Raw genomic sequence first — 25,565 nt, forward strand, 5'->3', positions numbered from 1 at the left:
GGTTATTTGTTTAAAAATTCAATCTCTTTTAAGTTGTAGTTTAAAGTCAGTCCGTCTCTTTTTATCTGTAACAAGCCATTGTCGGCTACACCCTCAATTACTCCTTCAAAAGCCTCGCCATCTGCCTTAAACTGTCGCGGCTGGTTCAGCCAATATAAACGGCTTAAATAGCTGCTTCTTATAAAATCAATTCTGCCTGCCTTTAAATGTAGGTAGTATCCTTCTATTCGACTGCAAATCTCTGACAATAAAAGACGTAAATCGTAATCTTTGTGTAAGATTTGTTTAACAGATGTGGCGTTCCCTACGTCTTCAGGAAAATCATCCTGATTTATATTAAGGCCTATCCCCACCACCGAATTGTTTATTCGCTCGCCCTGCACCATATTCTCAATTAACATGCCGCCCAGTTTCCTGTCGTTATAATATATATCGTTGGGCCACTTGATTTTAAGTCCGTCATCCAATAGTGTACGCAGTGTATCATAAACGCCCAGGCTAATAGCGCGTGTCAGGTCAAACTGATTGACTGCGTTTATAAAAGTAGGTTTAAGCAATATGCTAAATGTTAGGTTTTTACCGGGCTGGCTAAGCCATTTGTTTTCCTGCTGACCGCGACCTGCATATTGATGTTCTGCCATAATGACCGTACCTTCGGGCAATGGCTTGGAATTTGTCAATAAGTTCTTAAGGAAATTGTTGGTTGAATCTACTTCTTTTAATGTCAGTAAATTTTGTCCAACAAATAATCCTGAAAATATGTTATTTTGCAATGTTATAATAATGACTAACTCAAAAACGTTTCAAAACTAATTCTTTTTGATGGTAAAAAATAAAGCGAAAACTGAATCCGCTTACATTTCTGAACTTGCTATACATGGCATACAGGAAAAAAAAGGGAACGACATTGTCAGATTAGATCTTCGGAATTTACATAGCTCTGTGTCTGATTATTTTGTTATATGTCATGCCGACTCAACCACACAGGTAAAAGCAATAGCTAACAGCATTGAAGACGAGATATTTAAAACCACACAGCAGGAGCCCTGGCGCAAAGAGGGTTTGCAGCATGGCGAGTGGATTTTGCTTGACTATGTAAATGTGGTTATACACGTTTTTAGAACAGATAAGCGCGAATTTTATGGTGTAGAGGAATTGTGGGGCGATGCTGAAATTAAAAGTTACAAAAGCGCATAAGTGCCGGTAACTTTTAGAATACTTAATATTTGAAATAAAAAAAATGAAAGATAATAATTCGGAAAAACCAAAACCGGTAAGGAAGATCCCTGCCAAAAGGATAACACCCAAACCCCCTAAATTTAATTTTATGTGGGTTTATGCTCTCGTTATCGCCACGTTTATTGGGATAGCCGTTTTTTCGGGAAATACAGGCGGGCGGGCCATTGACTTTAAAACTTTTGAGAGCAAAATGCTTAAAAGCGGCGATGTTGACTACCTTATGGCTTATAAAAGCGGAGATCTGGTAATTGCCGAGGTACACATTAAAAAAGACAGTTTAGAGAAAAAGCCGCAATATGCAGCTGTAAGGAAAGCACAAAATGCTTTTAACGTATCAAACAATGATCCGCAGTATGCATTTAACGCACCATCTTATGAGATGCTTAAGCAGTCTGTAGATAGTGCGCAGAAAAGCTTACCGGACTTGCAAAAAATCGAAATCCGTTACGATTTGCGCGACAGTCTGTTATCAAATGGCCTGGTGCAAAGCGTCATAATGATTGTGCTTTTTGCAGCGGTGCTGATGTTTATTATGCGCCGCATGTCTGGCGGTGCCGGTGGCGGCCCGGGTGGGCAGATATTTAATATCGGCAAATCAAAAGCTACTTTGTTTGATAAAGAATCGCAGGTATCGGTTACTTTTAATGATGTTGCCGGTTTAGAAGAAGCCAAGCAAGAGGTAATGGAAATTGTTGATTTCCTTCGTAATCCAAAAAAATATACCAACCTGGGTGGTAAAATACCAAAGGGCGCATTGCTTGTTGGTTCACCAGGTACGGGTAAAACTTTATTAGCCAAAGCTGTTGCAGGCGAGGCGCAGGTGCCTTTCTTCTCCCTTTCGGGGTCAGATTTTGTGGAAATGTTTGTGGGCGTAGGTGCATCACGTGTTCGTGATTTGTTCCGCCAGGCAAAGGACAAGGCGCCATGTATCATCTTTATTGATGAGATTGATGCTATTGGCCGTGCCCGTGGTAAAAACAATATTGTAGGCGGTAATGATGAGCGCGAAAACACCCTTAACCAGTTATTGGTTGAAATGGACGGTTTCGGTACAGATTCAGGCATTATCATCTTGGCCGCAACTAACCGTCCGGATGTATTAGACTCTGCCTTGCTTCGTCCGGGACGTTTTGACAGGCAGGTATCAATTGATAAACCCGATCTGATTGGCAGGGAGCAGATATTTAAGGTTCACCTTAAGCCGGTTAAACTGGCAGAAGGTGTTGACGCTAAAAAATTATCCGCCCAAACCCCAGGTTTTGCCGGTGCCGAAATAGCTAACGTTTGTAACGAGGCCGCATTGATTGCTGCCCGTAAAAACAAAGAGGCGGTTGATATGCAGGATTTTCAGGATGCTATTGACCGTGTGATAGGTGGTTTAGAAAAGAAAAACAAGATCATATCACCGGAAGAAAAACGCATCGTTGCATTTCACGAGGCTGGCCATGCTATTGCAGGCTGGTTCCTGGAGCATGCGGATCCGTTGGTTAAGGTATCTATCGTTCCGCGTGGTGTTGCCGCATTGGGTTATGCGCAGTACTTACCTAAAGAGCAGTTTTTGTATACCATTGAACAACTGGAAGACGGTATGTGTATGACAATGGGTGGCCGCGTGGCAGAGGATATAACCTTTGGCAAAATTTCAACCGGCGCTCAAAATGATTTGGAACGCATTACCAAGCTTTCATACGCCATGGTTACCATTTATGGTATGAATGAGAAAGTTGGAAATGTATCATTTAATGATACCCAAGGCGAGTACCAGTTTAACAAACCATATTCAGAAAAAACATCTGAGTTGATTGACCAGGAAGTACGTAACCAGATAAATGCAGTTTATGCGCGTACTAAAGCTTTACTGTTGGATAAACAGGATGGCCTGATAAAACTGGCTGATAAGCTGTTAGAGAAAGAGATATTGTTTCAATCAGATCTGGAAGAGATATTGGGTAAACGCCCGTTTGATAACCGCACCACTTATGACGAGTTTGTAAATGGGCCTACAGAATCTAACCAGGAACCCGCAGCGGCTTCGCTTGCACATGAAGGTGTTGCTGATCACTCAGGAACGTTTAACAGAAACCCCGAAGAAAAAGACGCTACGGGAAACGAATAATAGTTAGCAGAAAGGTAAAAGTCAAAAGCTCAAAGTAATTTGGGCTTTTGACTTTTACCTTAGCTTTTAGCCAATCAATGAGGAACATCACCACATCAAAAGAAAAACTGCTGAAGAAGATACGGCAGGCCCTTTTAGAGAAAAGGGATAACCCCTATCCCAATCTGGAAAATTTGCCGCATTATCCGCCGGCTGATGACCTGCTGGAGGTGATGTTTGCCGAGGAGTTTACAGCAGTGGCGGGTCAGTTTTCTTTTTGTGAGGACGAAGTACAGTTTATTGAAAACCTGCTTACACTTGCCGAAGAACGGAGCTGGCGCAAAATATATTGCTGGGAACCCGAACTACAACAACTGCTTGATAAGTACGAATATCCTTATTTTGAAACAGATAAAGATTTTGAACAGGCCGAGGTTGGCTTTACTTTATGTGAAGCGCTGGTAGCCCGTAATGGCAGTGTTTTGCTATCAAACGCAGGGATGGCGGGCCGCCGTTTAAGCATCTATCCCTCGGTACACATTGTGCTGGCCTACACGTCGCAAATGGTTACCGATCTGAAAGATGGGTTTAAACTGCTAAAAGAAAAATACGGAAGTAATATACCGTCAATGATAACTAACGTAACCGGCCCCAGCCGTACGGCAGACATTGAAAAAACCCTGGTGTTGGGCGCCCATGGCCCAAAAGAGCTATTTGTTTTTTTGCTTGACGGGTAAGAGGTAAAAAATAGCCGACCCCAATTCCCCTAAAGGAGCCGGCTAATAGTTAAGATGAAGGTTTAGGTGAAACTGATACTTATTGTATTATAAAACTATTCTCGTCTGTCGACAAATAATCCTAAAAGGGAAGTATCTGCCCCGTTAGTCAGCTATTGTCTTTATTCTACATTATTTCAATTCTACGTTAGCAATGCTAATTGCTTAAACCAAATGTCAGTAAAGTACTGGTATAAAAACAGCAGATATTAACGGCATTTTAAACAGGGATTTAAACACAAAATACCGTTAAAAAACGGTGTATAGGTGTGTGGCTTTGATTGTAACTTCGCTCTTTACCCTAACCCTAAAAAATGATGAGAAAACTATTATTTTACCTAATGCTCGCTGTAACAGTAATGGCGGGATGTAAATCTGGCAGTGACGAGAAAACTGCGGCAAGTAGTGATACTACGGCAGCAATTACCGCCCGCGCTGTAGAGATAACTACCTCTGGCACTACTGTTAAAAAGACCCTTAACGGTGTTGATTCTACAGAAGCCAGCATTTTGATTGCCAACTACAAAAAGGCCCGTGAAGGCCAGGGTATGATAGTTGAAAATGTAAGCTATTTCTTCAACAAGCGCATGGTTGACAAAATTTTGGCGTACCTGGAAAAAGAGGGGGCGGGCGTTGACGGTGTAAGGTTTTATCTGGGAAAAAAATCAGGTACAGATGCCGAAACAATATTATTTCCGGTATCTACAAAGGCAGGATCTGGTCCTGAAAAACATACTGATTATTACGACCATGACCAATTATTGTTTGACACCGCTCGTGTTGTTACCCTGCGTGTAAATAAAAAGGGAACTGACCCGGGAGCTGTTCTTTATGATCAGTGCCCTACCTGCCCTGATCTTGAAAATGGTTGCAAACTTACACCGGGATCTTTACCAAGAAGCTATGCAGAAAAAATGATACAAAAATTTGATGGTAAAAACATGAATACGGATGCCATTTGGCTACCCTTAAGTATGTTTAAAAACATGGCAAATGAAAAAAGCTTTAACGGCGTAAGGGTTTATTTTGGCACCTATCCAGACGGAACTTATACGCCGAAAGGCCAGCCAAGTTATGCAGGCAGAAACACCATTGTGTTAACCTATGTTGACAGGAACGGAGTGGATGATTTTAATTGCAGCCCATTGCAGGCAAAATCACAAGATGTAAACACATTGGATGGTACTGGCGCCGGCCCGCCGCAAAATAATGGCAGCCTGTGTCCACTTAACTGCGACTAAAACTGTTTTAATACCGAATGACTAAATACTTTACAATATATACCAGCGCCGAATTAATTTGTTTAATTGTGGCGCTGGTATGTCTTTTTAATGCTAAGGAACGCAACTGGCGCCTGCTGATACCCTTTTTGCTGATAACGTGCATGGTTGAGATCGGCGCCATTCCGCTTAAGACCTTGTATCGCGCCAACCCCATACCGCAAAACTCTAATGCGTGGATCTACAATATATTATTGTTAGTACAAATCGCCACGTTTTTAATGATGTTTTATAACATCATCGGCAAGTATACCCGAAGCTTGTGGGCCATTATAATGGGGCTTGCTGTATTACTAATTTTTTACAGTTATGATCTTATAACTAATAAATCAAATATCTTCGATTATAACGCAAGCACTTACGCTGCATTATCCGTTGTATTGGTGTTGTACAGTCTATATTATTACTTTCTGCTGCTTAACAATGATGAATATACAGACCTGAAATACTCACCCGAATTTTGGTGGGTAACCGGCACCCTATTTTTCTTTTTCGGTGCAACTACAGTAAACATATTCCATAGTAAACTTTTATCTGTTCCTTTAAAAAACAGATTATATTTAACGTACATAAGTAATATGCTTATTGTTATTCTATATGGCTGTTGGACCTATGCTTTTATTTGCAAAAGATGGATAACATCAAACAAGAAGTAATTTTATTAACCCTTATTTTCTTACTGGCTCCTTTGGCTATTATAATTTACATCAACGTTTATAATAGCAGGAAAAAACGCCACATAGAAGAGAAAGAACAACTAAAAAATGCCTTTCAACAAGAGTTGCTAAAAACTCAAATTGAAGTGCAGGAGCAGACACTTAGTAATGTGGGCCGCGAAATTCACGACAACATAACCCAGGTGTTATCTTTTGTAAAACTTAACCTTGCACTTGCCGCAAACGCTAATGCCGAAGCGCAGCAAAAAAAGATCAACGAAAGCCGTGAGCTTATAGCCCGTGCTATAAATGATCTGAGGCATCTTTCAAAAAGCCTTAATTTTGAACACATTATGCAACACGGTCTTTTAAACGCGCTGCAGACCGAGGCTGACAGAATAAACAACAGCGGCATAATACAAATAAATTTAAGGATAGACGGAGATAGCTATAGCTTGGGTGCCCAGCGCGAACTGGTGTTTTTTCGCATTTTTCAGGAGTCGTTTAATAATACATTAAAACATGCCGGAGCAAGCCGCATAAATATAACCTTGCAATATTCTGAACAATTGTTTAATTTGACCCTCGAGGATGATGGAATGGGGTTTTCGCCCGATGAGTTGGAAGGAAACGCCGGCTCGGGTGTAAAAAACATGGAGACCCGTGCGGCAATGATGGGTGCTGTTACTTCGCTTTACAGTGCGCCCGGTAAAGGCTGCAGCATAAACGTTACCTTAAACCCTAATAAAAAACAATTGTACGCTGATGGAAACCCTCCAAATAGCATTAGTTGATGATCACAGCCTTTTCAGGAGCGGTATTGCCGCTTTGGTTAATGAGTTGAAAGGCTACAGCATTCTTTTCGAGGCAGCCGACGGTGAGGAATTTATCCGCAAGATATCGCCCAAACTAAAACCCGATATAGTATTACTGGATATTAATATGCCGCAAATGGATGGTATAGAAACTGCTAAATGGCTGCGCAGCAATTATCCCGGAATTCATATCATAGTGTTATCTATGTTTGAGGATGCCGAAAAAGTATTGGCAATGGTGAAATTGGGGGTTAAAGGATATTTATTAAAAGATGCCGACCCGCATGAATTTGAGCAGGCATTGAAGAATGTGGCACAAAACGAGGTGTATTTCCCGGCCTTTGTAACCCGACATCTCATCAGCAATTTTAATAAACCTGCTGATCCCATAAAATTAAACAGCCGCGAAATAGAGTTTTTGAAGCTATCCGGAACAGAACTTACCTACAAAGAAATTGCCGATCAGATGTGCATTAGTGTACGCACCGTAGATGGCTATCGCGATCAGCTTTTTGAAAAGCTGCAAATAAAAAGCCGCGTAGGGCTGGTGCTGTATGCTATAAAGAACAAATTAATAGAAGTTTAAAGCTTTAAATCACTCAGCTTACATTCTTCTAAAACTTCCCGTACGCTCTCCCTGCCGCGGTATTCCCATTTTACCAATCTGATATATTCATCGGCAATTTCTATCCCTGTAATATCACCGTCATCAAAACAACAACAGCCGGTATTAAAATAACTATCAAGGTAGCCGCTAAAATCAGGGACGAGATCGCCTTTTAGATGCAGGGCTGTTATTTTATTTTGCAGCTGTGTTATCACCTCTTCCTTATTAGCAGCACGGGCATCGGCAAGTTTTTCGTAAATGCTTTCCAGTTCGGTAAAAGACCTAAAAACCGGTTGGTGCGTATGCCCGGTTATAAGCAGTGTATTTGTTCGCTTAGAGCTCCATTCATACATCAGCCTGTTATGATCGGTTTTTAATTGTTGGTTGTTCGCGGGCGTATTAGGATTGATGGACAAAAATGCCTGTACCGGCCCCCAGATAGTAGACACAAACCATTTGCTAAACCAGTTACCATCGCTTTGCAGGTCTCCTTGATGACCATGCGTCATAAAAACAGAAATTGGGCGATCAGCTACAACAGTTTGTAATACAATACCCTCATATATGGGAATAGCTTCGCCATATATCTGCATCAGGCTTACGGCAGCCAGGGGGTCATTATCCCAGTACAGATCATGGTTTCCAAATATCTTTACAAAAGCATTGCGCTTTATAAATCTCTTTTCGTTTTCGAAAGTTGCCTTGTTGTGTTTTTTAACAGATAAAAATAGATTACCCCACAATTCTTCGCTGTCGCCCAAATTAATGTAGGTAAACATCTCCCGGTCATAGTGATCAAGGGCGGCAAGGTAGTTTTTTGATGATCCCGCAAATATATCGGCACCATCCCGGCTGCCTTTATGCTGATCGGAGAGAATAATGAATTTATCTTTTTTTGCATTAAACGGAATAACCAATCCGCGTTTGCCGGGGTTGGTTATTATTTGCTGATAAAGTTTAGATAACGCGTTATTTACGCGTCTTTTATCAGGCCGCGACGAATATTTATTAGCCAGTTTTATTACAAACGGAGTTATTGCGCGCTTTAGAGACCTTAACATAATGCATCTAACATAATAGCTATGCAATTGTGTTAAGGGGCTTTATGCAAACCGCATAATACTGTAAATTATTAAGGTGCTATTTTGTAAACAGCAAATGTTGATGGAGTTACAACCGGAAAGCTTTTATAGCCGCTCACGTAAATATTGCCTTCGTTGCTCACTGTCAGGCCAAAAATATCAACGCCGCCGGATGGGTTTAAGTAAGTGTTTGAACTAACCCCATCTTTAACTTTGAACACATCTCGCCCCGTGCCTATATAAACAACGCCCGTGCCATCAACACCCATATTATTAGTTGCTGATGGGTTTATATTAAGGTTATTACTATTTAAGCCGCCTTCTGGAGTTAAGGTTAACGAAGTGACCAATCCCGCAGCGGTTGCTTTTCTAAATGTTCTGGCACCGCTATCTGCAATGTAAAGGGTGTTGGTTTTAACATCAAATGTCATTGCTATTATATCAACAAAAAGAGCAGCCACACCCTGGCCGTCATACTGTATCAATCCGTTTACCATTACATCATTATATCCCGAAAACATGTTGTGACCCGCAAAAGTAGTAACCACTCCCGCCGGAGTTATTTTTCTTATCACCTTAGCGTCATTCACATACAAATTTCCGGTTGATTGATCAATAGCTAAGCTGGTAGGGCTCATAAATTTGGCGGCGGTGCCTGTGGCATCAGCAAAGCCTTGGGTACTTCCGGCAAAAACACTGAGCGTTCCTCCGGGAGTGATTTTAAATATTTTAAAGCTGTTATCGGTCGGCTCAAACTTACCACTTCTTCCGTAACTGGTTCCAGAAGAAACATACACGTTTCCGGCGGCATCAACAGCCGTACTGCCTAAAACAAATGTATCGGTACTACCTATTGTTGCCAAAATAGTACTAACACCACCCGGAGTAACCTTAACAACGGTGTTGTAATCTACCCCGTAAATGTTACCGGCGGCATCAACAGAAATGTGTTTTAAGGCCGCGCTGCCTGTGCCAACACTTGTGAAAGAGGATGAGAATATTTTGAAATTTTTCTCGTAGCTAAGTACCTTATTATCGTATGTGGTTAGCAACAATTCGCCGCTAGTGGCATTGGCGGGGATAGTTATATATACCGCGCCTGTATTTACAGAATCAATAACTATAGGTGCACCGTTAAGACTTACTTTGTTTCTGGTCTTGTTGGTGCTGAAGGCTGTGCCATAGATAGTCATTTTTGCGCCGCGCATGGCCCCTGTAGGGTGCAGGTATTCTGATAATTTGGGGATTGGTTCCTCCACCCTAAAGCCCATGCCCTGCACTACCATGCTTTTACCTTTTGTAATAACGGTTATACCATAACCTCCGGCAACCGCGTAATCGGGTACAATTACAGAAATGTAAGTGTCGTCGCCCGCTATCGCATCAGCGGTTAGGTTGCCAAACATTATCTTACTTTCTTTGAAATTTTTACTGAAGTTGCGCCCCGTAACTATAAAGCCGGAATTTGGCGGACCGTAATTCCCTCCTATCATGCCTGTTACAACGGGTGTATCATCAATGGTTACGGTATTATCAGGAAGAGGTTCTTTGTACTTTTTACAGCCGGCTGTAAATAGCACGCCAGATAATAATAACGTAGTAAAGGTTAAAGGGTACTTATTTAAGATTTTCATTTTTTATTAGTAGATGAAAAAATTGCGCGGGATAAAGATAGATAAACGATAAGCTATTGAAATACCTGATAATGGGTATTTATTATTAAATAAGCCTTCATTTTATTTTGTTAAACATTGTGTTTTGCTAAAATAATTAGCAAATTTGCTTGATGGCACATCAGGAAAATCAGGAATTTTTTAAAGGGAGAGGGGCACAGGTAAATACTGATAACAAGTTTTTGAAACGCAAATATGTACTTGATCATATTGAAGGATTAGATGAGCCGCTACTTGAAAACTCTGCGACACAACTTTTTGAAGAGACGCCCAAAAAGATAGTAAGCGAATCAAACAGCCCGGACCTTAGCCACATGTACTCTATTAACCCTTACCAGGGTTGTGAGCATGGTTGCATTTATTGCTATGCGCGTAACAGCCATGAATATTATGGGTTTAGCGCGGGGCTTGATTTTGAACGGAAGATTGTTGTTAAACGCAACGCGCCAGAACTGCTGGAGCAATACTTTAATAAGAAAAACTATCAACCGGTGACCATTATGATGTCGGGTAATACAGATTGTTATCAGCCGATAGAGCGCAAGCTTAAAATAACCCGCAGGCTGCTGGAGATATTTTTGCAATACAAAAACCCGGTAAGTATCATCACAAAAAACAATGTGATATTACGCGATCTGGATATAATAAGCGAGCTGGCCCAACTCAACCTTATTCACGTAAACTTATCTATCACATCATTAAACGAGCAACTGCGGCAGAAGTTGGAGCCGCGTACAGTAACGGCAAGCGGCCGACTTGGGGTTATTCAAAAATTGGCAGAAAAAGGTGTGCCGGTGCGCGTAATGGCAGCGCCAATTATACCCGGGTTAAACAGCAACGAGGTGCCAGACATTATTAAAGCTGCGGCTGACAGGGGCGCAATGTCTGCGGGGTTTACTATTGTGCGATTGAATGGCAGCATTGCAGAGATCTTTACCGACTGGATTTACAAAGCCTTCCCGGATAGGGCAGAAAAGGTGCTTAATGCCATTAAGGCCTGCCATGGCGGCAATTTAAACGATAGTGATTTTGGGCGCCGCATGAGTGGCGAAGGACAAATTGCACAATCTATCCATCAGCTGTTTAAAATGGCTTGTAACCGCTTTTTGGCAGGGCGTGAAATGCCTCCGTTAGACCATACGCTGTTCATTCCCAAAGGAGGTAAGCAAACAACAATGTTTTAGGAGATATCAGGAATTAACAAGCTCGGCTAACGAATCAGGTGTCATTGTTATGCCATTAACAACATGGGTGGCTTGCTCATAAAAACACTCGCGCTCCGCTAATTTTTCGGCGATAAAAGCTACTAACTCATCGCCATGCTTGCCTAATATAAGCGGGCGGGTAGTTTTGCCCTTGTCCAGGCGTTCAGCTAAAGTGGCCGGGCTAAGTTTTATGTAAAGGGTTTTGCCATTGGCATTCATCCAATCCATGTTATCAAAAAAAACAGGTAAACCGCCACCTGTGGATATAACAACATTTTCGGGATAGGGGGTTTCTTTAAGGATGTTTGATTCCAACAGGCGAAAAGCATCCTGCCCATGCTCGGTAAAATATTCGGTGATGGTGGTCCCAACCTGCTCCTCAAATACCTTATCTAAGTCAATAAACTCGTACTCAAGTCTGTTAGCTAACTTACGGCCCCAGGTAGTTTTGCCGCAGCCCATAAAACCCACAAAAAATATTTTCATTGTAATTTAACTCTCGGATCTATCCAAACATAAATAATATCAACCAGGATATTGATCACCACAAAAATAAAGGCGATAAACAAAATAGCACCCATAACTACCGGGAAATCTGACATTTCGAGGGCGTGTACCGTGGTTTTACCTAAGCCGTTATAACCAAAAATGTACTCAACAAAAAAGGAACCCGCCATTAACGAGGCAAACCAATTGGCAATGGCGGTAACTACCGGGTTAAGCGCATTTTTTAAAGCGTGGCGATAAATAATAGCGCCGCGACTTAGCCCCTTTGCTTTGGCGGTACGTATATAATCCTGACTTAAAACATCCAACATAGCGCTGCGGGTAAGCTGTACTATTATAGCCAAGGGGCGCAAACCAAGCGTAACCATGGGTAATATAAGGTTCTTCCAGTTAATTACTTCCCCTTTAAACGGATCATAACCATATAAACTGCCGGACATGTTGAGGCCTGTATAACTGCTTAATACAAAGCCGAAGATCCACGCAATGATGATCCCGGCAAAAAAAGACGGGGCGGATATCCCCAGGGTAGAAAAAGCTAAGGCAAGGCGATCCACCCAGGTGTCTTTATAGAGGGCACTCAAAATGCCCAAAGAAACACCCAGTGCAATAGCAAACATCATAGCAGTTGTTGCTAATACCAGGGTATTAGGCACTACCTCTAACAAGAGCGAAACAACGTCTTTACTGGTTTGATAAGAGCGGCGCAGATAGGGCCATTTTAGTACAAGTGCTTTTTCATTCGAAACTGAAATAAGCGGCACAAATTTATACCTCTTCCTGTCAGTCTTTAAATGCACACCAATTGGGGAGAGATCGTTAACGTAGTAAATAAACTGAATATGAAGCGGCTTATCCAGCCCGAATTCCTTGCGTACGGCTTGTAATGATTGCACATCACCGCGCTGGCCCTGGGTCATGCGGGCGGGATCAACCGGGAGTACATTAAATAAAAAGAACACTACTACCACAATGCCAAGCATTACCGCCTGGCTGTATAAAAACTTGCGCAGCAGGTAACGGGCAATCATTGTTGCAGAAAGTATTGCTTCACCATATCATCATAACCCGGCAGGGTATGGTAGTGCCACTTATTAACAACGGTGCCGGCTTTTAACAACATAACGCCGGGGTTGGCCCGTACCATAGACTTAAGCGGAACACCATCGGCATAAAAAATTTCGCTTATTAAATGATATCGTTTGGCAAACGCCTCCGCCTCGGTGGTCGAAGCTGAAGTGAGCAGTACGGTGCGTGTGTTAAAACTGCGGGTAAGATTAATAGCTAAAGCGTTGATTTTAATAATGGCTGCGGTATCGGTATGGCCCAAATCATAAGCAACAATAAACAAACTATTAAAAGGGTTCACTAATAGTTCCTGCGTATAATCATTTCCTTGCGCATCCTTTATAATCAGATCTTGTATTTTAGGGGTGAAGCCCTTTTTAATCAGTTTGCTTTCAGGGTTGCCAATAACTTCCCAATTGCTATCCTTCCATATACCGCTGCTTAGGTATTCTTTGTCGGTAACATCTTTTGTCTCTCCGGTCTTTTTGTTTTTGAGGTTATAGTTTACCTCGTACTCATCCGGAATAGCACCCGGCGGCGTTTTCATTGCATCTGGGATATTTGCGCCAACCTTGTACGGTAAAAAATCAACAATGGGCAAAAAGTTGTAGGTAAACAAGCCGAAGCCCAATGAAAGAGTAGTTGCTGCTATAAGCAGGTTATCGCCCGTTTTCGCACTGAATAATGGCTTGATATTTTCCTTGTTTTTAAAAAGCACCAAGATCAGCAGCAATAAAACAAGGTCCTTGCTGAAGGACTGCCACGGTGTTAGCGGGATGGCATCGCCAAAACATCCGCAGGTTTGAACTACTTTAAAGGCGGCAGAATAAAACGTGAGGAAAGAGAAAAAAACAATTAGGAGTAACAGCCCCAATGCATTTTGTTTGGCGCGCACGCCAATAACCAAGGCAAAACCCATAATAATTTCAAGCGCGCATAAAATTATGGAGAAGCTTAATGCTAATCCGTTTAAAAAGGTAATATGAAATACCTCAAAGTACTCCACCAATTTATACGAAAAACCTAAGGGGTCATTGATCTTGATAAGGCCCGAGAATATAAACAGGAGGCCAACAAAGATGCGGCAAAACCATATCAGGCCATTTCTCATTTTACTCCCAATTTTATCAGCGCAAATACTGAGTAGTTCAATATATCCTGGTAGTTAGCTTTTATACCTTCGGATGCCAGGGTTAAACCTTTGTTATCTTCAATCTGCTTAACGCGAAGCAGTTTCATTAATATCAGATCGGTTAATGAGCTTATGCGCATATCGCGCCAGGCCTCGCCATAGTCGTGGTTTTTGGCAAACATCAACTCTTTGGTTTCCGTCGCTTTTTCATCGAATGAATCACTAACCTGCTCTGCCGGAAGCTCAACCGGGGTATTTTCGTCGCACTCCAATTGCATCATGGCAATTAGGCAATAATTAACTATGCCAATGTATTCGCCGGTAATATCCTCGTCTACTTTTGATATTTTCTTTTCTTCGAGCGTGCGGATGCGCTGCGCTTTTATAAAGATCTGATCGGTTATAGATTCAGGGCGAAGTATACGCCAGGCTGTACCATAGTCGTGCGTTTTCTTCATAAAAAGCCCCTTGCTTAGGGCTATCACTGCGTCGTATTCGGCTGATGTATTGCTCACTGCGTTGGTAATGTTGTATGTTGCAGGTTGTGGGTTGAATGTCTCTATGTGGTTTTAAATAAAGTTATTTATATAAGTAACTTTACTGCACTAACGTTTCAACAGAACTACCAGTGGCTAAAGATACATTTTTTCATAAAAAGACAACGCTTAACGTAAATGGCAAACTCATTGATTTGACTACGCCGAAAGTGATGGGCATAATCAACCTTACGCCCGATTCTTTTTTTGAAGGCAGCCGCAAAATTGCTGTTAATGATGCCTTGCAGCAAGCTGATAAAATGCTGAATGAAGGAGCTTCATTTCTTGACCTTGGCGCCTACTCCTCCCGCCCCGGAGCTGATGATATTTCTGTGGAAGAAGAGATGGATAGGTTATTGCCGGTGGTTAAGGCTATTGCCAGTAAATTACCGGATGCTGTTTTATCCATCGATACCTTCCGCGCTGCTGTAGCCGAGGCGGCAATAAATGCCGGAGCACATATAATAAATGATATATCAGGCGGGCAGTTGGATGAGCAGATGTTTGAAACTGTTGCCAAACTAAAAGTGCCCTACATTTTAATGCACATGAAGGGCAACCCCAAAACCATGACGCAACTGGCCGTTTATGACGATGTGTTTAACGAAGTGTTTGATTACTTCGCTAACCGAATACATCAACTTAAACAATTAGGAGTTAACGATATAATTATAGACCCGGGCTTTGGTTTCGCTAAAAAGCCGGAACATGGGTTTGCCTTGCTTAAAAGATTAAATGAGTTTCAACAACTGGGTTTGCCCATACTTGCGGGCCTTTCCCGAAAAAAAATGATTTATGGAACATTAGGCATTACTGCCGATGAAGCACTGAATGGCACCACCGTGCTGAACACCGTCGCCTTAACAAAAGGTGCATCTATTTTGCGTGTGCACGATGTAAAGGAAGCTGTACAGGCAGTTAAATTATTTGAAGCAATGAATAATAAAACACTTTAACGAAACAAGGTAAGAGTTGATAAGTAATTTCTTTGTGTTGCGATTACTATATTAGAGAATGCGAGAGTTGAAAAGGGGAGAATAAAACAGACAAGCAAGGGGAAATCGAAAGGAAATCGTTAGGATGGCCGGAGAATTAATTGATCTTTATTTGGATATTCAGGTCAGAAACTAATTTTATGAATAAGCATATTCGCATTTCGACAACTGGTTTATATCTGTTCAATTAGACCCTTAGGCCGTCAGTCGGATAGCCTTAATTTCATCGGCTGTAATAACCTGCGCGATGATCGCACCATCCATATTCCTAATATGTTAAAAATGGCGCCACAAACAATTGCCGCTGAACAGCCTATCACTCTTTTTGAACCCTGATAGGCGCAATAACTGATGCAGAGAAGCCAAATAAAAAGCCCATGCTTAAGGTTTGCTTAATGTAGATAATTGGCAACCAAATTAAAAAAAACATCGCCATAAAATTTCGGTTATATATAACGATATTTATATCAGCATCAACCCCTAAAGTAAGATGAGAACCAAATGCCGTTTCCTGGTCATTATTGTGGCCTGCCTGTTGGCAGCATGCGGCACTATGCAAAGCATTGTGCGGTCTACAATACCTTATACAACGTCTTTAACGGTGCGGGCCTCAGCGCAAACCGGTCAAAACCTTACTGCCCTTGGTACCGCCACCAGCTTTGATAACGTTATTTTTAAAAACGGCGAGAACACTAACCGCATTAACGCGGTAAAAGTTATTTCGGCCGAACTAAGGTCTACTTTGCCTGCCGACTTTGACCTGGGACAGATAAAAACGCTTAAGATCTTTATGATGAAAGCCGATGAAAGTAACGCCGTGCTAGTTGCATCAAAAGAAAACATACCCCCCGATGTTGGCAGCCTTATAACGCTTGATGCCAATACCTCGGGCTTTTTAGACCCGATTATACGCGACGCTGATATCCGCATAAAAATGATCTATACCCTGCGCAGCCAGGTTAAAGCGGATGCCAATATGTTACTGGTGTTGAATTTAAGCGCCATGCCGGTAAACAACAAGTAGAACCCGCCTTTGTATAGCATGAAGATAGTAATATTGGATGGCCATACTATAAACCCCGGCGATATTAGCTGGCAGGGCCTGCAACAATTAGGCGAGGTGGTGATACATGAACGAACCGCGCCACACCAGCTATTGGAGCGTGCCGCGCGCGCAGACATTTTACTGTCTAACAAGACGCCCATAACCGCGTCTGTTATTTCGCAATTACCCCATTTAAAATATATTGGCCTGCTGGCTATCGGTTATAATGTAATTGATGTTGATGCCGCAAAAAAGCAGGGCATTGTTGTTGCTAATGCGCCGGGCTATGGTACCACATCTGTAGTGCAGCAAACATTTGCCTTATTGTTAGAGCTTATCCAGCGTACGCAGCGCCACAGCGACTCGGTAATGGCGGGCGACTGGGCACGTTCTGTTGATTTTTGCTACTGGAAGTACCCACTGGTTGAGTTGGCCGGCAAAACAATTGGCATTATCGGTTTTGGGCACATTGGCCAAAAGGTTGGCGATGTTGCCACCGCTTTTGGTATGAACATTATTGGCAACAGCCGCACCAGGACCGACCAATCAGCCCGTACTAACTTTCGGTGGGCAGAGGTCCCCGGAGTTGTTGGAGCAGGCAGATGTGGTAAGCATTCATTGCCCCTTATTTCCCGAGACGCAGGGCCTTATCAACGCCGAAAATTTAAAAAAGATGAAAAGCTCGGCCTATCTTATCAATACTTCAAGGGGACCTATTGTTAATGATCAGGATTTGGCGGAAGCCTTAAATAGCGGCACCATTGCAGGTGCAGGTATTGATGTACTGCCTGAGGAGCCGCCACAGGCAGATAATCCTTTGTTTAAGGCAAAAAACTGTATAATTACGCCGCATATTGCTTGGGCAACTAAAGAAGCCAGAGTGCGGTTGATGGATATGGTGGTAAGCAACGTTGCGGCTTTTATTAAAGGCAGCCCTGTTAACGTGGTTAATAAATAACATACCGATCGCGCTTTTTCGCACTGTATTAGTTAAACAAAACGTAAGCCATACCAAGCGTTACCAAAATATTGAAAGCTTGCGCGGTTAAAAAAGTGTAGATGGGTCGGCGACTTTCTTTTGTTGGTTAGATCACGGAAATTGGCCGGCTAAGCAGCCTTTGGATTCAAATTTTTTTGATTTTCCTGACGATGGGCATTTGTTAACATCGTTTAACTAATAGGGTTAATGCCGAAAAAAGTTGTCCCAACTTGTCCCACATTGTCCCAAGCAGATACTGCAAACTGTTTATTAACAGCTGCTTAGTTAAGTCAAGTGTCTCAGCTGTCCCACATTGTCTCATCCGCACGGTGGGACAGTGCCGGGATGTGCAGATGGTTGATGGTTCATGGTAAAGAAGGCAGAGAATTAATGACCAATGACAGCGCAGCTTAAGGTAAGGCATAAAAAAAGCCCCACATCTTTCGATATGGAGCTGATTTAAGATTGGGCACCGACCTACTCTCCCACGTTTTACCGCAGTACCATCGGCTCTGGCGGGCTTAACTTCTCTGTTCGGAATGGGAAGAGGTGGACACCGCCGATATAGGCACCTGAAGATTTTTTGTTAGTATTTAGTAGCGGGTATCAAGTAACAAGACCTGTATACCGCTTAACCAACAGTTTTTTATTTGTTTGTTCTATATCTGTACGCTGTATCTTGATACTTGATACTAACTACTTGATACTTAAACCAAACAATGACATATTATTGAAAGAAGCAAATGAATTCGAGAAAACAACAGCATTAATTAGAATCTATCTGTGTTGTGTTGTCAGGGTGCAGACAAGTCTGCACCCCTATATTCCAACCGAAGAAAGCTTCGGGCGATTAGTATTACTCGGCTATGATGTCACCACCTTTAGACCTGTAACCTATCAACGTAGTAGTCTGCTACGACCCTCAATGGAAGTCTCATCTCGTGGCTAGTTTCGCACTTAGATGCTTTCAGCGCTTATCTATTCCCAACGTAGCTACTCTGCAGTACACCTGGCGGCATAACAGATTCACCAGAGGTTAGTCCAACCCGGTCCTCTCGTACTAAGGTCAGCCCCACTCAAACTTCCAACGCCCACAACAGATAGGGACCGAACTGTCTCGCGACGTTCTGAACCCAGCTCGCGTGCCACTTTAATGAGCGAACAGCTCAACCCTTGGGACCTTCTCCAGCCCCAGGATGTGACGAGCCGACATCGAGGTGCCAAACCTCCCCGTCGATATGAGCTCTTGGGGGAGATCAGCCTGTTATCCCCAGCGTACCTTTTATCCTTTGAGCGATGGCCCTTCCATGCAGAACCACCGGATCACTATATCCGTCTTTCGACCCAGCTCGACTTGTCTGTCTCACTGTCAAGCAAGCTTATGCTATTGCACTCCGCGTACGGTTACCAAGCGTACTGAGCTTACCTTTGAAAGCCTCCGTTACCTTTTTGGAGGCGACCACCCCAGTCAAACTACCCGCCAAACAATGTCCTCCGCTATGCGGAGTTAGACACCAAATACAGAAAGGGTGGTATTTCAACGTTGACTAACTGACTCCTAGCGAAGCCAGATCACAGTCTCCCACCTATCCTACACATCCTGTATCCGATATCAATGTTAAGTTGTAGTGAAGGTGCATGGGGTCTTTCCGTCCCGTTGCGGGTAACCGGCGTCTTCACCGATACCACAATTTCACCGAGCTCATGGCTGAGACAGCGCCCAGATCGTTACACCATTCGTGCAGGTCGGAACTTACCCGACAAGGAATTTCGCTACCTTAGGACCGTTATAGTTACGGCCGCCGTTTACCGGGGCTTCGATTCAATGCTTCGCCTTGCGACTAACATCCCCTCTTAACCTTCCGGCACCGGGCAGGTGTCAGGCCTTATACGTCATCTTTCGATTTTGCAAAGCCATGTGTTTTTGTTAAACAGTCGCCTGGGCCTTTTCACTGCGGCTGATATTGCTACCAGCGCCCCTTCTCCCGAAGTTACAGGGCCATTTTGCCGAGTTCCTTAGCCATGATTCACTCGAGCACCTTAGGATTCTCTCCTCGACTACCTGTGTCGGTTTACGGTACGGGGTTTTATAACCTGAAGCTTAGCAGGTTTTCTTGGAAGTCTGATTACCTGAACTATCCCATCCCCCGAAGGTTCCGAGTACTATCGGCTTTCAGCAAAGTCTGCGTACTTAACTACAAACTCTATACCTACGGCCTTTAACGAACTATTCCGTCAGTTCGCGTCAGTTTCACTACTCCGTCACTGCATCGCAGTTATAAAACGTACTGGAATATTAACCAGTTGTCCATCGGCTACGCCCTTCGGCTTCACCTTAGGCCCCGACTAACCCTGATCCGATTAGCGTTGATCAGGAAACCTTAGTCTTTCGGTGGGCGGGTTTCTCTCCCGCCTTATCGTTACTTATGCCTACATTTGCTTTTCTATTCCCTCCACAGTCAGTTACCTTCCTGCTTCGCCGCAAATAGAATGCTCCCCTACCAGATGCATTACTGCAAATCCATAGCTTCGGTATACCGCTTAATGCCCGTTTATTATCCATGCCCGATCGCTCGACTAGTGAGCTGTTACGCACTCTTTAAATGAATGGCTGCTTCCAAGCCAACATCCTAGCTGTCTGTGCAATCGGACCTCGTTAGTTCAACTTAGCGGTAATTTGGGGACCTTAGCTGATGGTCTGGGTTCTTTCCCTCTCGGCCATGGACCTTAGCACCCATAGCCTCACTCCAGCGTATATTATAAAGCATTCGGAGTTTGTCTGGATTTGGTAGGATTTGACTCCCCCGCACCCAATCAGTAGCTCTACCTCTTTATAACTCAACCGCCAGGCTGTTCCTAAAAACATTTCGGGGAGTACGAGCTATTTCCCAGTTTGATTAGCCTTTCACCCCTACCCACAAGTCATCCGGAAACTTTTCAACGTTTATCGGTTCGGTCCTCCAGTACCTGTTACGGCACCTTCAACCTGCTCATGGGTAGATCACAAGGTTTCGCGTCTACCTCCACTGACTATGCGCCCTATTCAGACTCGCTTTCGCTTCGGATCCGTGTCTTAAACACTTAACCTTGCCAGTGAAGAGTAACTCGTAGGCTCATTATGCAAAAGGCACGCCGTCACCCCAGAAGGGCTCCGACCGCTTGTAAGTATACGGTTTCAGGTTCTATTTCACTCCCCTGTTCGGGGTTCTTTTCACCTTTCCCTCACGGTACTGGTTCACTATCGGTCTCTCAGGAGTATTTAGCCTTACCGGATGGTGCCGGCAGATTCCCACAAGGCGTCTCCGACCTCGCGGTACTCAGGATACCACTATCTTATCATTACTTACCCGTACGCAGCTCTCATGCTCTATGGCCGGGTTTCCCACCCCGTTCCGGTTCATTTTGATAGTCATATTGTGGTCCTACAACCCCGGTTATGCCGTAACATAGCCGGTTTGGGCTTCTTCCCTTTCGCTCGCCACTACTCAGGAAATCATTATTATTTTCTCTTCCTCTGCTTACTTAGATGTTTCAGTTCAGCAGGTTTGCGCTATTGCAACTAGTCTTCAACTAGTTAGGTTTCCCCATTCAGAAATTTACGGATCAAATCTTATTTGCAAATCCCCGTAACTTATCGCAGCTTATCACGTCTTTCATCGCCTCTGAGAGCCAAGGCATCCCCCGTATACCCTTTCTTACTTTCTTCTACCTTTGCCGCCTTTTGCTCGGCATGGTATGTCTTTATTATTTCAGTCAGTTGCTTTTTTAGTATCAAGTTTTAGTATTAAGTAGCAAGATTTACATCTTGTTTCTTAATTCTTAGTTCTTGATTCTTAAAAACAACGTCCCTACTGTTGTTTTCTCGTTTTTCAATTACTTCTTCCAATATGTCAAAGAACGTTTTGCTTCGCAGATTTGAGTATTGAGATTTGAGTATTGAGATTGACTTACGTCTTTTCTCATATCTCACGTCTCATGTCTCACATCTTTGAGGCATCGTGGAGAATAACGGATTCGAACCGTTGACCCCCTGCGTGCAAGGCAGGTGCTCTAGCCAGCTGAGCTAATCCCCCTTAAGATTTTAGTATTAAGTAGCTAGTATTTAGTATCAAGACTCTCATCTTGCTACTTGATACTTACTACTAAGTACTTCACCTTGTAGTCCCGAGCAGATTTGAACTGCTGACCCCTACATTATCAGTGTAGTGCTCTAACCAAGCTGAGCTACAGGACTTCTCGATTTCGGATCGCTGATTTACGATCTCGGATTTTTAGTCAATCGTAACTCGTAAATCGTAAATCGTAATTTCTTACAATCCCGCCTCTCAGATGTTATCGCCACTGTGGCTTCATCTTTTGGGTTTTCCTTAGTGTTTGTAATTAGTGAGTTAGTGATTGAGTGAATTAGTGATTGTTTCCTTTCGGTTACTAATCTCTATTCAACTAATCTCTATTCAACTAATTTAAAAGATAATCATGTAGCGAGCTGTCCTGCTCAGTTATCTGTCAGAAAGAACAGATCAGGGTGGGTATTGCTCCAGAAAGGAGGTATTCCAGCCACACCTTCCGGTACGGCTACCTTGTTACGACTTAGCCCCAGTTACCGACTTTACCCTAGGACGCTCCTTACGGTTACGCACTTCAGGCACTTCCAGCTTCCATGGCTTGACGGGCGGTGTGTACAAGGCCCGGGAACGTATTCACCGCGTCATTGCTGATACGCGATTACTAGCGAATCCAACTTCACGGGGTCGAGTTGCAGACCCCGATCCGAACTGTGATCAGCTTTGTGAGATTGGCATCCTGTTGCCAGGTAGCTGCCCTCTGTACTGACCATTGTAGCACGTGTGTAGCCCCGGACGTAAGGGCCATGATGACTTGACGTCGTCCCCTCCTTCCTCTCTATTTGCATAGGCAGTCTGTTTAGAGTCCCCACCTTAACGTGCTGGCAACTAAACATAGGGGTTGCGCTCGTTGCGGGACTTAACCCAACACCTCACGGCACGAGCTGACGACAGCCATGCAGCACCTAGTTTCGTGTCCCGAAGGACTAGAGCGTCTCTGCTCTATTCACTAACTTTCAAGCCCGGGTAAGGTTCCTCGCGTATCATCGAATTAAACCACATGCTCCTCCGCTTGTGCGGGCCCCCGTCAATTCCTTTGAGTTTCACCCTTGCGGGCGTACTCCCCAGGTGGAATACTTAACGCTTTCGCTTAGACGCTGACCGTATATCGCCAACATCGAGTATTCATCGTTTAGGGCGTGGACTACCAGGGTATCTAATCCTGTTTGATCCCCACGCTTTCGTGCCTCAGTGTCAATATAACCATAGTAAGCTGCCTTCGCAATTGGTGTTCTGTGACATATCTATGCATTTCACCGCTACTTGTCACATTCCGCCTACCTCTAGTTAATTCAAGTTCTTCAGTATCAAAGGCACTGCGACAGTTAAGCTGCCGTCTTTCACCCCTGACTTAAAAAACCACCTACGCACCCTTTAAACCCAATAAATCCGGATAACGCTTGGATCCTCCGTATTACCGCGGCTGCTGGCACGGAGTTAGCCGATCCTTATTCTCAGAGTACATTCAGCTCGATATACATATCGAGGTTTATTCCCCTGCAAAAGCAGTTTACAACCCGTAGGGCCGTCTTCCTGCACGCGGCATGGCTGGTTCAGGCTTCCGCCCATTGACCAATATTCCTTACTGCTGCCTCCCGTAGGAGTCTGGTCCGTGTCTCAGTACCAGTGTGGGGGGTCATCCTCTCAGATCCCCTAAACATCGTAGCCTTGGTATGCCGTTACCACACCAACTAGCTAATGTTCCGCATGCCCATCTTGATCCTATAAATATTTGATTGCTTTATGATGCCATATTGCAATGTTATGCGGTCTTAATCTCTCTTTCGAGAGGCTATCCCCCTGATCAAGGTAGGTTACATACGTGTTACGCACCCGTGCGCCACTCTCATTAGGAGCAAGCTCCCAAATCCCGTCCGACTTGCATGTATTAGGCCTGCCGCTAGCGTTCATCCTGAGCCAGGATCAAACTCTCCATTGTAAAATGTTGTGTTTGATAACTTCCTGACTCTACTTATCTTTTTATTCTTTGGAATTGTCTAATAAATAGAATCTCTAGTTATTTGTATTATATATCTTTATACAATACCCTTCCCCCTATATTCAATCTATCCTTCTTCTTTTCTAAACTAAACAGTTTGACTTGATTTCTCCTCCACTCGCTTGCGCTTGCTTCGAATCCCTCGCGTCTTACCGCTCGTTACATGATTGCATCTTTTAAAAGAACTTTGCTCTTCCCCGTCACGGTTCAGATTTTATAGTTTATCGTTATTGCAACGATCACCTTTTCAAATTTTTATTCCCGGAAATCGCTTCCGGTATTTCGCTTATTTCAGCGCCCTTGTTTTGGGACTGCAAAGGTAGGAATCTTTTTTCCTTTTCCAAATATATTTTAAAATATATTTTGGGGCCGTTTGCTTGTTGATTTATCCTTTCACTTTTCTAATCGTTATCGGGCAAAACCCTTAAACTCTCTAATCAACTTCCCTCTTCAATGAACAACCGCTTCCTCTTTTGCGGGCTGCAAAGGTACGTTGATTTTTATATTATGCAAACAATCCGCATAAAAAAAGCTTAGTGTTAAGCTAACACGCTGCATATGAGGGGGAAAAAATGCAGCTATATCTCACTCCATTTCAACATCACTTGCTAAACCGGTAAACTACGCTACTATATATACTATATGGTTAATTAATACATCAGGTAAATAGTAAAACACAAGGGTACGTTTATATACTATATATACGTTAAAAGATGTTAAATGGCGGCATATAGTGTATTTGCTATTAATCAGCCCCTTATATTTACAGCCTATAAATAAAAAATTGATTGACTTTGTATTATTATTTATCTTTGCAAAATGTTTAAAAAACAACGATCTGTAGTTGGGGGGCTTTTAATACTATTGCTTGTTGCAGCCGGAAGCTGTAAAAGCAAGTACGAAAAGCTTAAAGCCAGCAATGATAACACTAAAAAGTTTGCGGAGGGCAAGCGGCTTTACGAGAAAAAGCAATACAGCAAAGCACTGGGGCTTTTTGAGACACTGCTGGTGCGTTACCGTAACCAGGAAGGTGCTGAAGAGCTTTTTTATTTAAATGCGATGACTACTTATAAGCTAAAAGACTATACCGCGGCATCCTTCTACTTTAAAGACTACGCTAAGGACTTCCCTTCAAGCATACACGCAGAAGAGGCACGTTTCTTAACAGCTTATTGTTTATATCTTGAGGCTCCTGTTTTTTCGCTTGATCAGGCCAATACTTTAAAATCAATTGAGGCCATGCAGCTTTACATTAACCTTTACCCTAAAGGTGAGCACGTTGCTGAAGCTAATAAATTGGTAGATGAGCTGCACGGCAGGCTTGAAGAAAAAGCTTTTGCCAATGCAAAGCTATACTACGTTACAGGTAACCATCAGGCTGCCGTAATTAGTTTTGGGAATACATTACGCGATTACCCGGATACGAGGTATGCGGAAGAGATAGAATTCCTGAACGCAAAAGCTCAGTATCAATATGCCCGCAACAGCCGCGAAACAAAACAGGAAGAGCGTTTTGAGGAAGCTAAAAACCTTGCGATTGGCTTTGTTGAGAAATATCCAACCAGCAAATATCTTAAAGAAATAAACGGCGTAAAAGAAGATAGCGAAAACGGCATTGCGAACGTGAGGCGTATTATAGCTGCCGCCGTGAGCGACGAAAAACTGGCCAGGAAACTTGCCCGTAAAGATTCAGTAATAAATCAAACACCATCAATAAAGATGGACATCCATAAAAAAATACCAAACTAAAAA

20 protein-coding genes, 2 tRNA genes and 3 rRNA genes are annotated in these 25,565 nt (G+C 43.1%); 13 read left to right on the forward strand and 12 right to left on the reverse strand.

Features of this window, described 5'->3' with window-relative positions; genetic code table 11:
- Positions 1 to 2: 2 nt before the first annotated feature.
- Positions 3 to 773 (reverse strand): biotin--[acetyl-CoA-carboxylase] ligase, encoded by a 771-nt coding sequence (locus ACVW2L_RS16475; RefSeq protein WP_457129048.1) that lies wholly within the window; start codon positions 771 to 773, stop codon positions 3 to 5.
- Between the two features lie 49 nt (positions 774 to 822).
- On the opposite strand from ACVW2L_RS16475, the gene rsfS reads away from it, so the two are divergent.
- From rsfS to ACVW2L_RS16510, 7 genes are all read left to right on the forward strand, one after another.
- Positions 823 to 1,197 carry a ribosome silencing factor gene (gene rsfS, locus ACVW2L_RS16480; protein ID WP_457129049.1) on the forward strand — a complete coding sequence of 125 codons (375 nt, stop codon included), beginning with the start codon at positions 823 to 825 and terminating at the stop codon, positions 1,195 to 1,197.
- Positions 1,198 to 1,240: 43 nt separating this feature from the next.
- Positions 1,241 to 3,355: an ATP-dependent zinc metalloprotease FtsH gene (gene ftsH / locus ACVW2L_RS16485; RefSeq protein WP_457129050.1), complete on the forward strand. Its 2,115-nt coding sequence runs from the start codon at positions 1,241 to 1,243 to the stop codon at positions 3,353 to 3,355.
- Between the two features lie 77 nt (positions 3,356 to 3,432).
- Positions 3,433 to 4,071, forward strand: a complete 639-nt coding sequence (locus tag ACVW2L_RS16490; protein WP_457129051.1) for a LutC/YkgG family protein — start codon at positions 3,433 to 3,435, stop codon at positions 4,069 to 4,071.
- Between the two features lie 353 nt (positions 4,072 to 4,424).
- Positions 4,425 to 5,351, forward strand: a complete 927-nt coding sequence (locus tag ACVW2L_RS16495) for a hypothetical protein (protein WP_457129052.1) — start codon at positions 4,425 to 4,427, stop codon at positions 5,349 to 5,351.
- A gap of 17 nt (positions 5,352 to 5,368) precedes the next feature.
- Positions 5,369 to 6,046, forward strand: coding sequence for a hypothetical protein (locus ACVW2L_RS16500; RefSeq protein ID WP_457129053.1), 678 nt, complete (start codon positions 5,369 to 5,371; stop codon positions 6,044 to 6,046).
- Entirely contained in the window at positions 6,022 to 6,840 is an 819-nt protein-coding gene (locus tag ACVW2L_RS16505) for a sensor histidine kinase (RefSeq protein ID WP_457129054.1), read from the forward strand. The genes ACVW2L_RS16500 and ACVW2L_RS16505 overlap by 25 nt, the downstream gene beginning before the upstream one ends.
- Positions 6,812 to 7,447, forward strand: a complete 636-nt coding sequence (locus ACVW2L_RS16510) for a response regulator (RefSeq protein WP_457129055.1) — start codon at positions 6,812 to 6,814, stop codon at positions 7,445 to 7,447. The genes ACVW2L_RS16505 and ACVW2L_RS16510 overlap by 29 nt, the downstream gene beginning before the upstream one ends.
- On the opposite strand, the gene ACVW2L_RS16515 is transcribed toward ACVW2L_RS16510, so the two are convergent.
- Both ACVW2L_RS16515 and ACVW2L_RS16520 read right to left on the reverse strand, forming a co-directional pair.
- Positions 7,444 to 8,529 (reverse strand): metallophosphoesterase, encoded by a 1,086-nt coding sequence (locus ACVW2L_RS16515; RefSeq protein WP_457129056.1) that lies wholly within the window; start codon positions 8,527 to 8,529, stop codon positions 7,444 to 7,446. The two genes, ACVW2L_RS16510 and ACVW2L_RS16515, sit on opposite strands and share 4 nt — an antisense overlap.
- Before the next feature lie 71 nt (positions 8,530 to 8,600).
- A complete protein-coding gene (locus ACVW2L_RS16520) occupies positions 8,601 to 10,184 on the reverse strand; it encodes an IPT/TIG domain-containing protein (protein ID WP_457129057.1) in 1,584 nt (527 codons plus the stop codon).
- 152 nt (positions 10,185 to 10,336) lie between these two features.
- Between ACVW2L_RS16520 and ACVW2L_RS16525 the strand changes: the two genes are divergently transcribed.
- Positions 10,337 to 11,407, forward strand: a complete 1,071-nt coding sequence (locus tag ACVW2L_RS16525; RefSeq protein WP_457129058.1) for a PA0069 family radical SAM protein — start codon at positions 10,337 to 10,339, stop codon at positions 11,405 to 11,407.
- A 6-nt stretch (positions 11,408 to 11,413) separates the two neighbouring features.
- Here ACVW2L_RS16525 and ACVW2L_RS16530 read toward each other — a convergent pair whose 3' ends face one another.
- The 4 genes from ACVW2L_RS16530 to ACVW2L_RS16545 are packed head-to-tail and all read right to left on the reverse strand — an operon-like array spanning position 11,414 to position 14,593.
- On the reverse strand, positions 11,414 to 11,914 hold the full coding sequence (locus ACVW2L_RS16530) for a shikimate kinase (protein ID WP_457129059.1): 501 nt from the start codon (positions 11,912 to 11,914) through the stop codon (positions 11,414 to 11,416).
- On the reverse strand, positions 11,911 to 12,966 hold the full coding sequence (locus ACVW2L_RS16535; RefSeq protein ID WP_457129060.1) for an ABC transporter permease: 1,056 nt from the start codon (positions 12,964 to 12,966) through the stop codon (positions 11,911 to 11,913). The genes ACVW2L_RS16530 and ACVW2L_RS16535 overlap by 4 nt, the downstream gene beginning before the upstream one ends.
- On the reverse strand, positions 12,963 to 14,114 hold the full coding sequence (locus ACVW2L_RS16540) for a BT_3928 family protein (RefSeq protein WP_457129061.1): 1,152 nt from the start codon (positions 14,112 to 14,114) through the stop codon (positions 12,963 to 12,965). The genes ACVW2L_RS16535 and ACVW2L_RS16540 overlap by 4 nt, the downstream gene beginning before the upstream one ends.
- Positions 14,111 to 14,593: a DUF1599 domain-containing protein gene (locus tag ACVW2L_RS16545; protein ID WP_457130210.1), complete on the reverse strand. Its 483-nt coding sequence runs from the start codon at positions 14,591 to 14,593 to the stop codon at positions 14,111 to 14,113. Before ACVW2L_RS16545 ends, ACVW2L_RS16540 begins: the two co-directional genes overlap by 4 nt.
- 170 nt (positions 14,594 to 14,763) lie before the next feature.
- Here ACVW2L_RS16545 and folP point away from each other — a divergent pair, with 170 nt between their 5' ends.
- From folP to ACVW2L_RS16565, 4 genes are all read left to right on the forward strand, one after another.
- Positions 14,764 to 15,627 (forward strand): dihydropteroate synthase, encoded by an 864-nt coding sequence (folP, locus tag ACVW2L_RS16550; protein ID WP_457129062.1) that lies wholly within the window; start codon positions 14,764 to 14,766, stop codon positions 15,625 to 15,627.
- A 529-nt stretch (positions 15,628 to 16,156) separates the two neighbouring features.
- Positions 16,157 to 16,690, forward strand: a complete 534-nt coding sequence (locus ACVW2L_RS16555) for a hypothetical protein (protein ID WP_457129063.1) — start codon at positions 16,157 to 16,159, stop codon at positions 16,688 to 16,690.
- Between the two features lie 18 nt (positions 16,691 to 16,708).
- Positions 16,709 to 17,434, forward strand: coding sequence for an NAD(P)-dependent oxidoreductase (locus ACVW2L_RS16560; protein ID WP_457129064.1), 726 nt, complete (start codon positions 16,709 to 16,711; stop codon positions 17,432 to 17,434).
- Complete coding sequence (locus tag ACVW2L_RS16565) at positions 17,316 to 17,669, forward strand: NAD(P)-dependent oxidoreductase (protein ID WP_457129065.1); 354 nt, start codon at positions 17,316 to 17,318, stop codon at positions 17,667 to 17,669. The genes ACVW2L_RS16560 and ACVW2L_RS16565 overlap by 119 nt, the downstream gene beginning before the upstream one ends.
- A gap of 485 nt (positions 17,670 to 18,154) precedes the next feature.
- On the opposite strand, the gene rrf is transcribed toward ACVW2L_RS16565, so the two are convergent.
- From rrf to ACVW2L_RS16590, 5 genes are all read right to left on the reverse strand, one after another.
- Positions 18,155 to 18,266 (reverse strand): 5S ribosomal RNA (gene rrf, locus ACVW2L_RS16570).
- A 254-nt stretch (positions 18,267 to 18,520) separates the two neighbouring features.
- Positions 18,521 to 21,396: ribosomal RNA gene (locus ACVW2L_RS16575) — 23S ribosomal RNA — on the reverse strand.
- A 293-nt stretch (positions 21,397 to 21,689) separates the two neighbouring features.
- Positions 21,690 to 21,763: transfer RNA gene (locus tag ACVW2L_RS16580), tRNA-Ala, on the reverse strand.
- An 86-nt stretch (positions 21,764 to 21,849) separates the two neighbouring features.
- Positions 21,850 to 21,924 (reverse strand) — tRNA-Ile (locus ACVW2L_RS16585).
- Between the two features lie 307 nt (positions 21,925 to 22,231).
- Positions 22,232 to 23,753 (reverse strand): 16S ribosomal RNA (locus tag ACVW2L_RS16590).
- Together the 16S, 23S and 5S rRNA genes with 2 tRNA genes alongside form the textbook arrangement of a ribosomal RNA operon.
- Positions 23,754 to 24,632: 879 nt before the next feature.
- Here ACVW2L_RS16590 and ACVW2L_RS16595 point away from each other — a divergent pair.
- Positions 24,633 to 25,562, forward strand: coding sequence for an outer membrane protein assembly factor BamD (locus tag ACVW2L_RS16595; RefSeq protein WP_457129066.1), 930 nt, complete (start codon positions 24,633 to 24,635; stop codon positions 25,560 to 25,562).
- Positions 25,563 to 25,565: the final 3 nt, after the last annotated feature.

Source organism: Mucilaginibacter sp. HD30 (genome assembly GCF_054061755.1).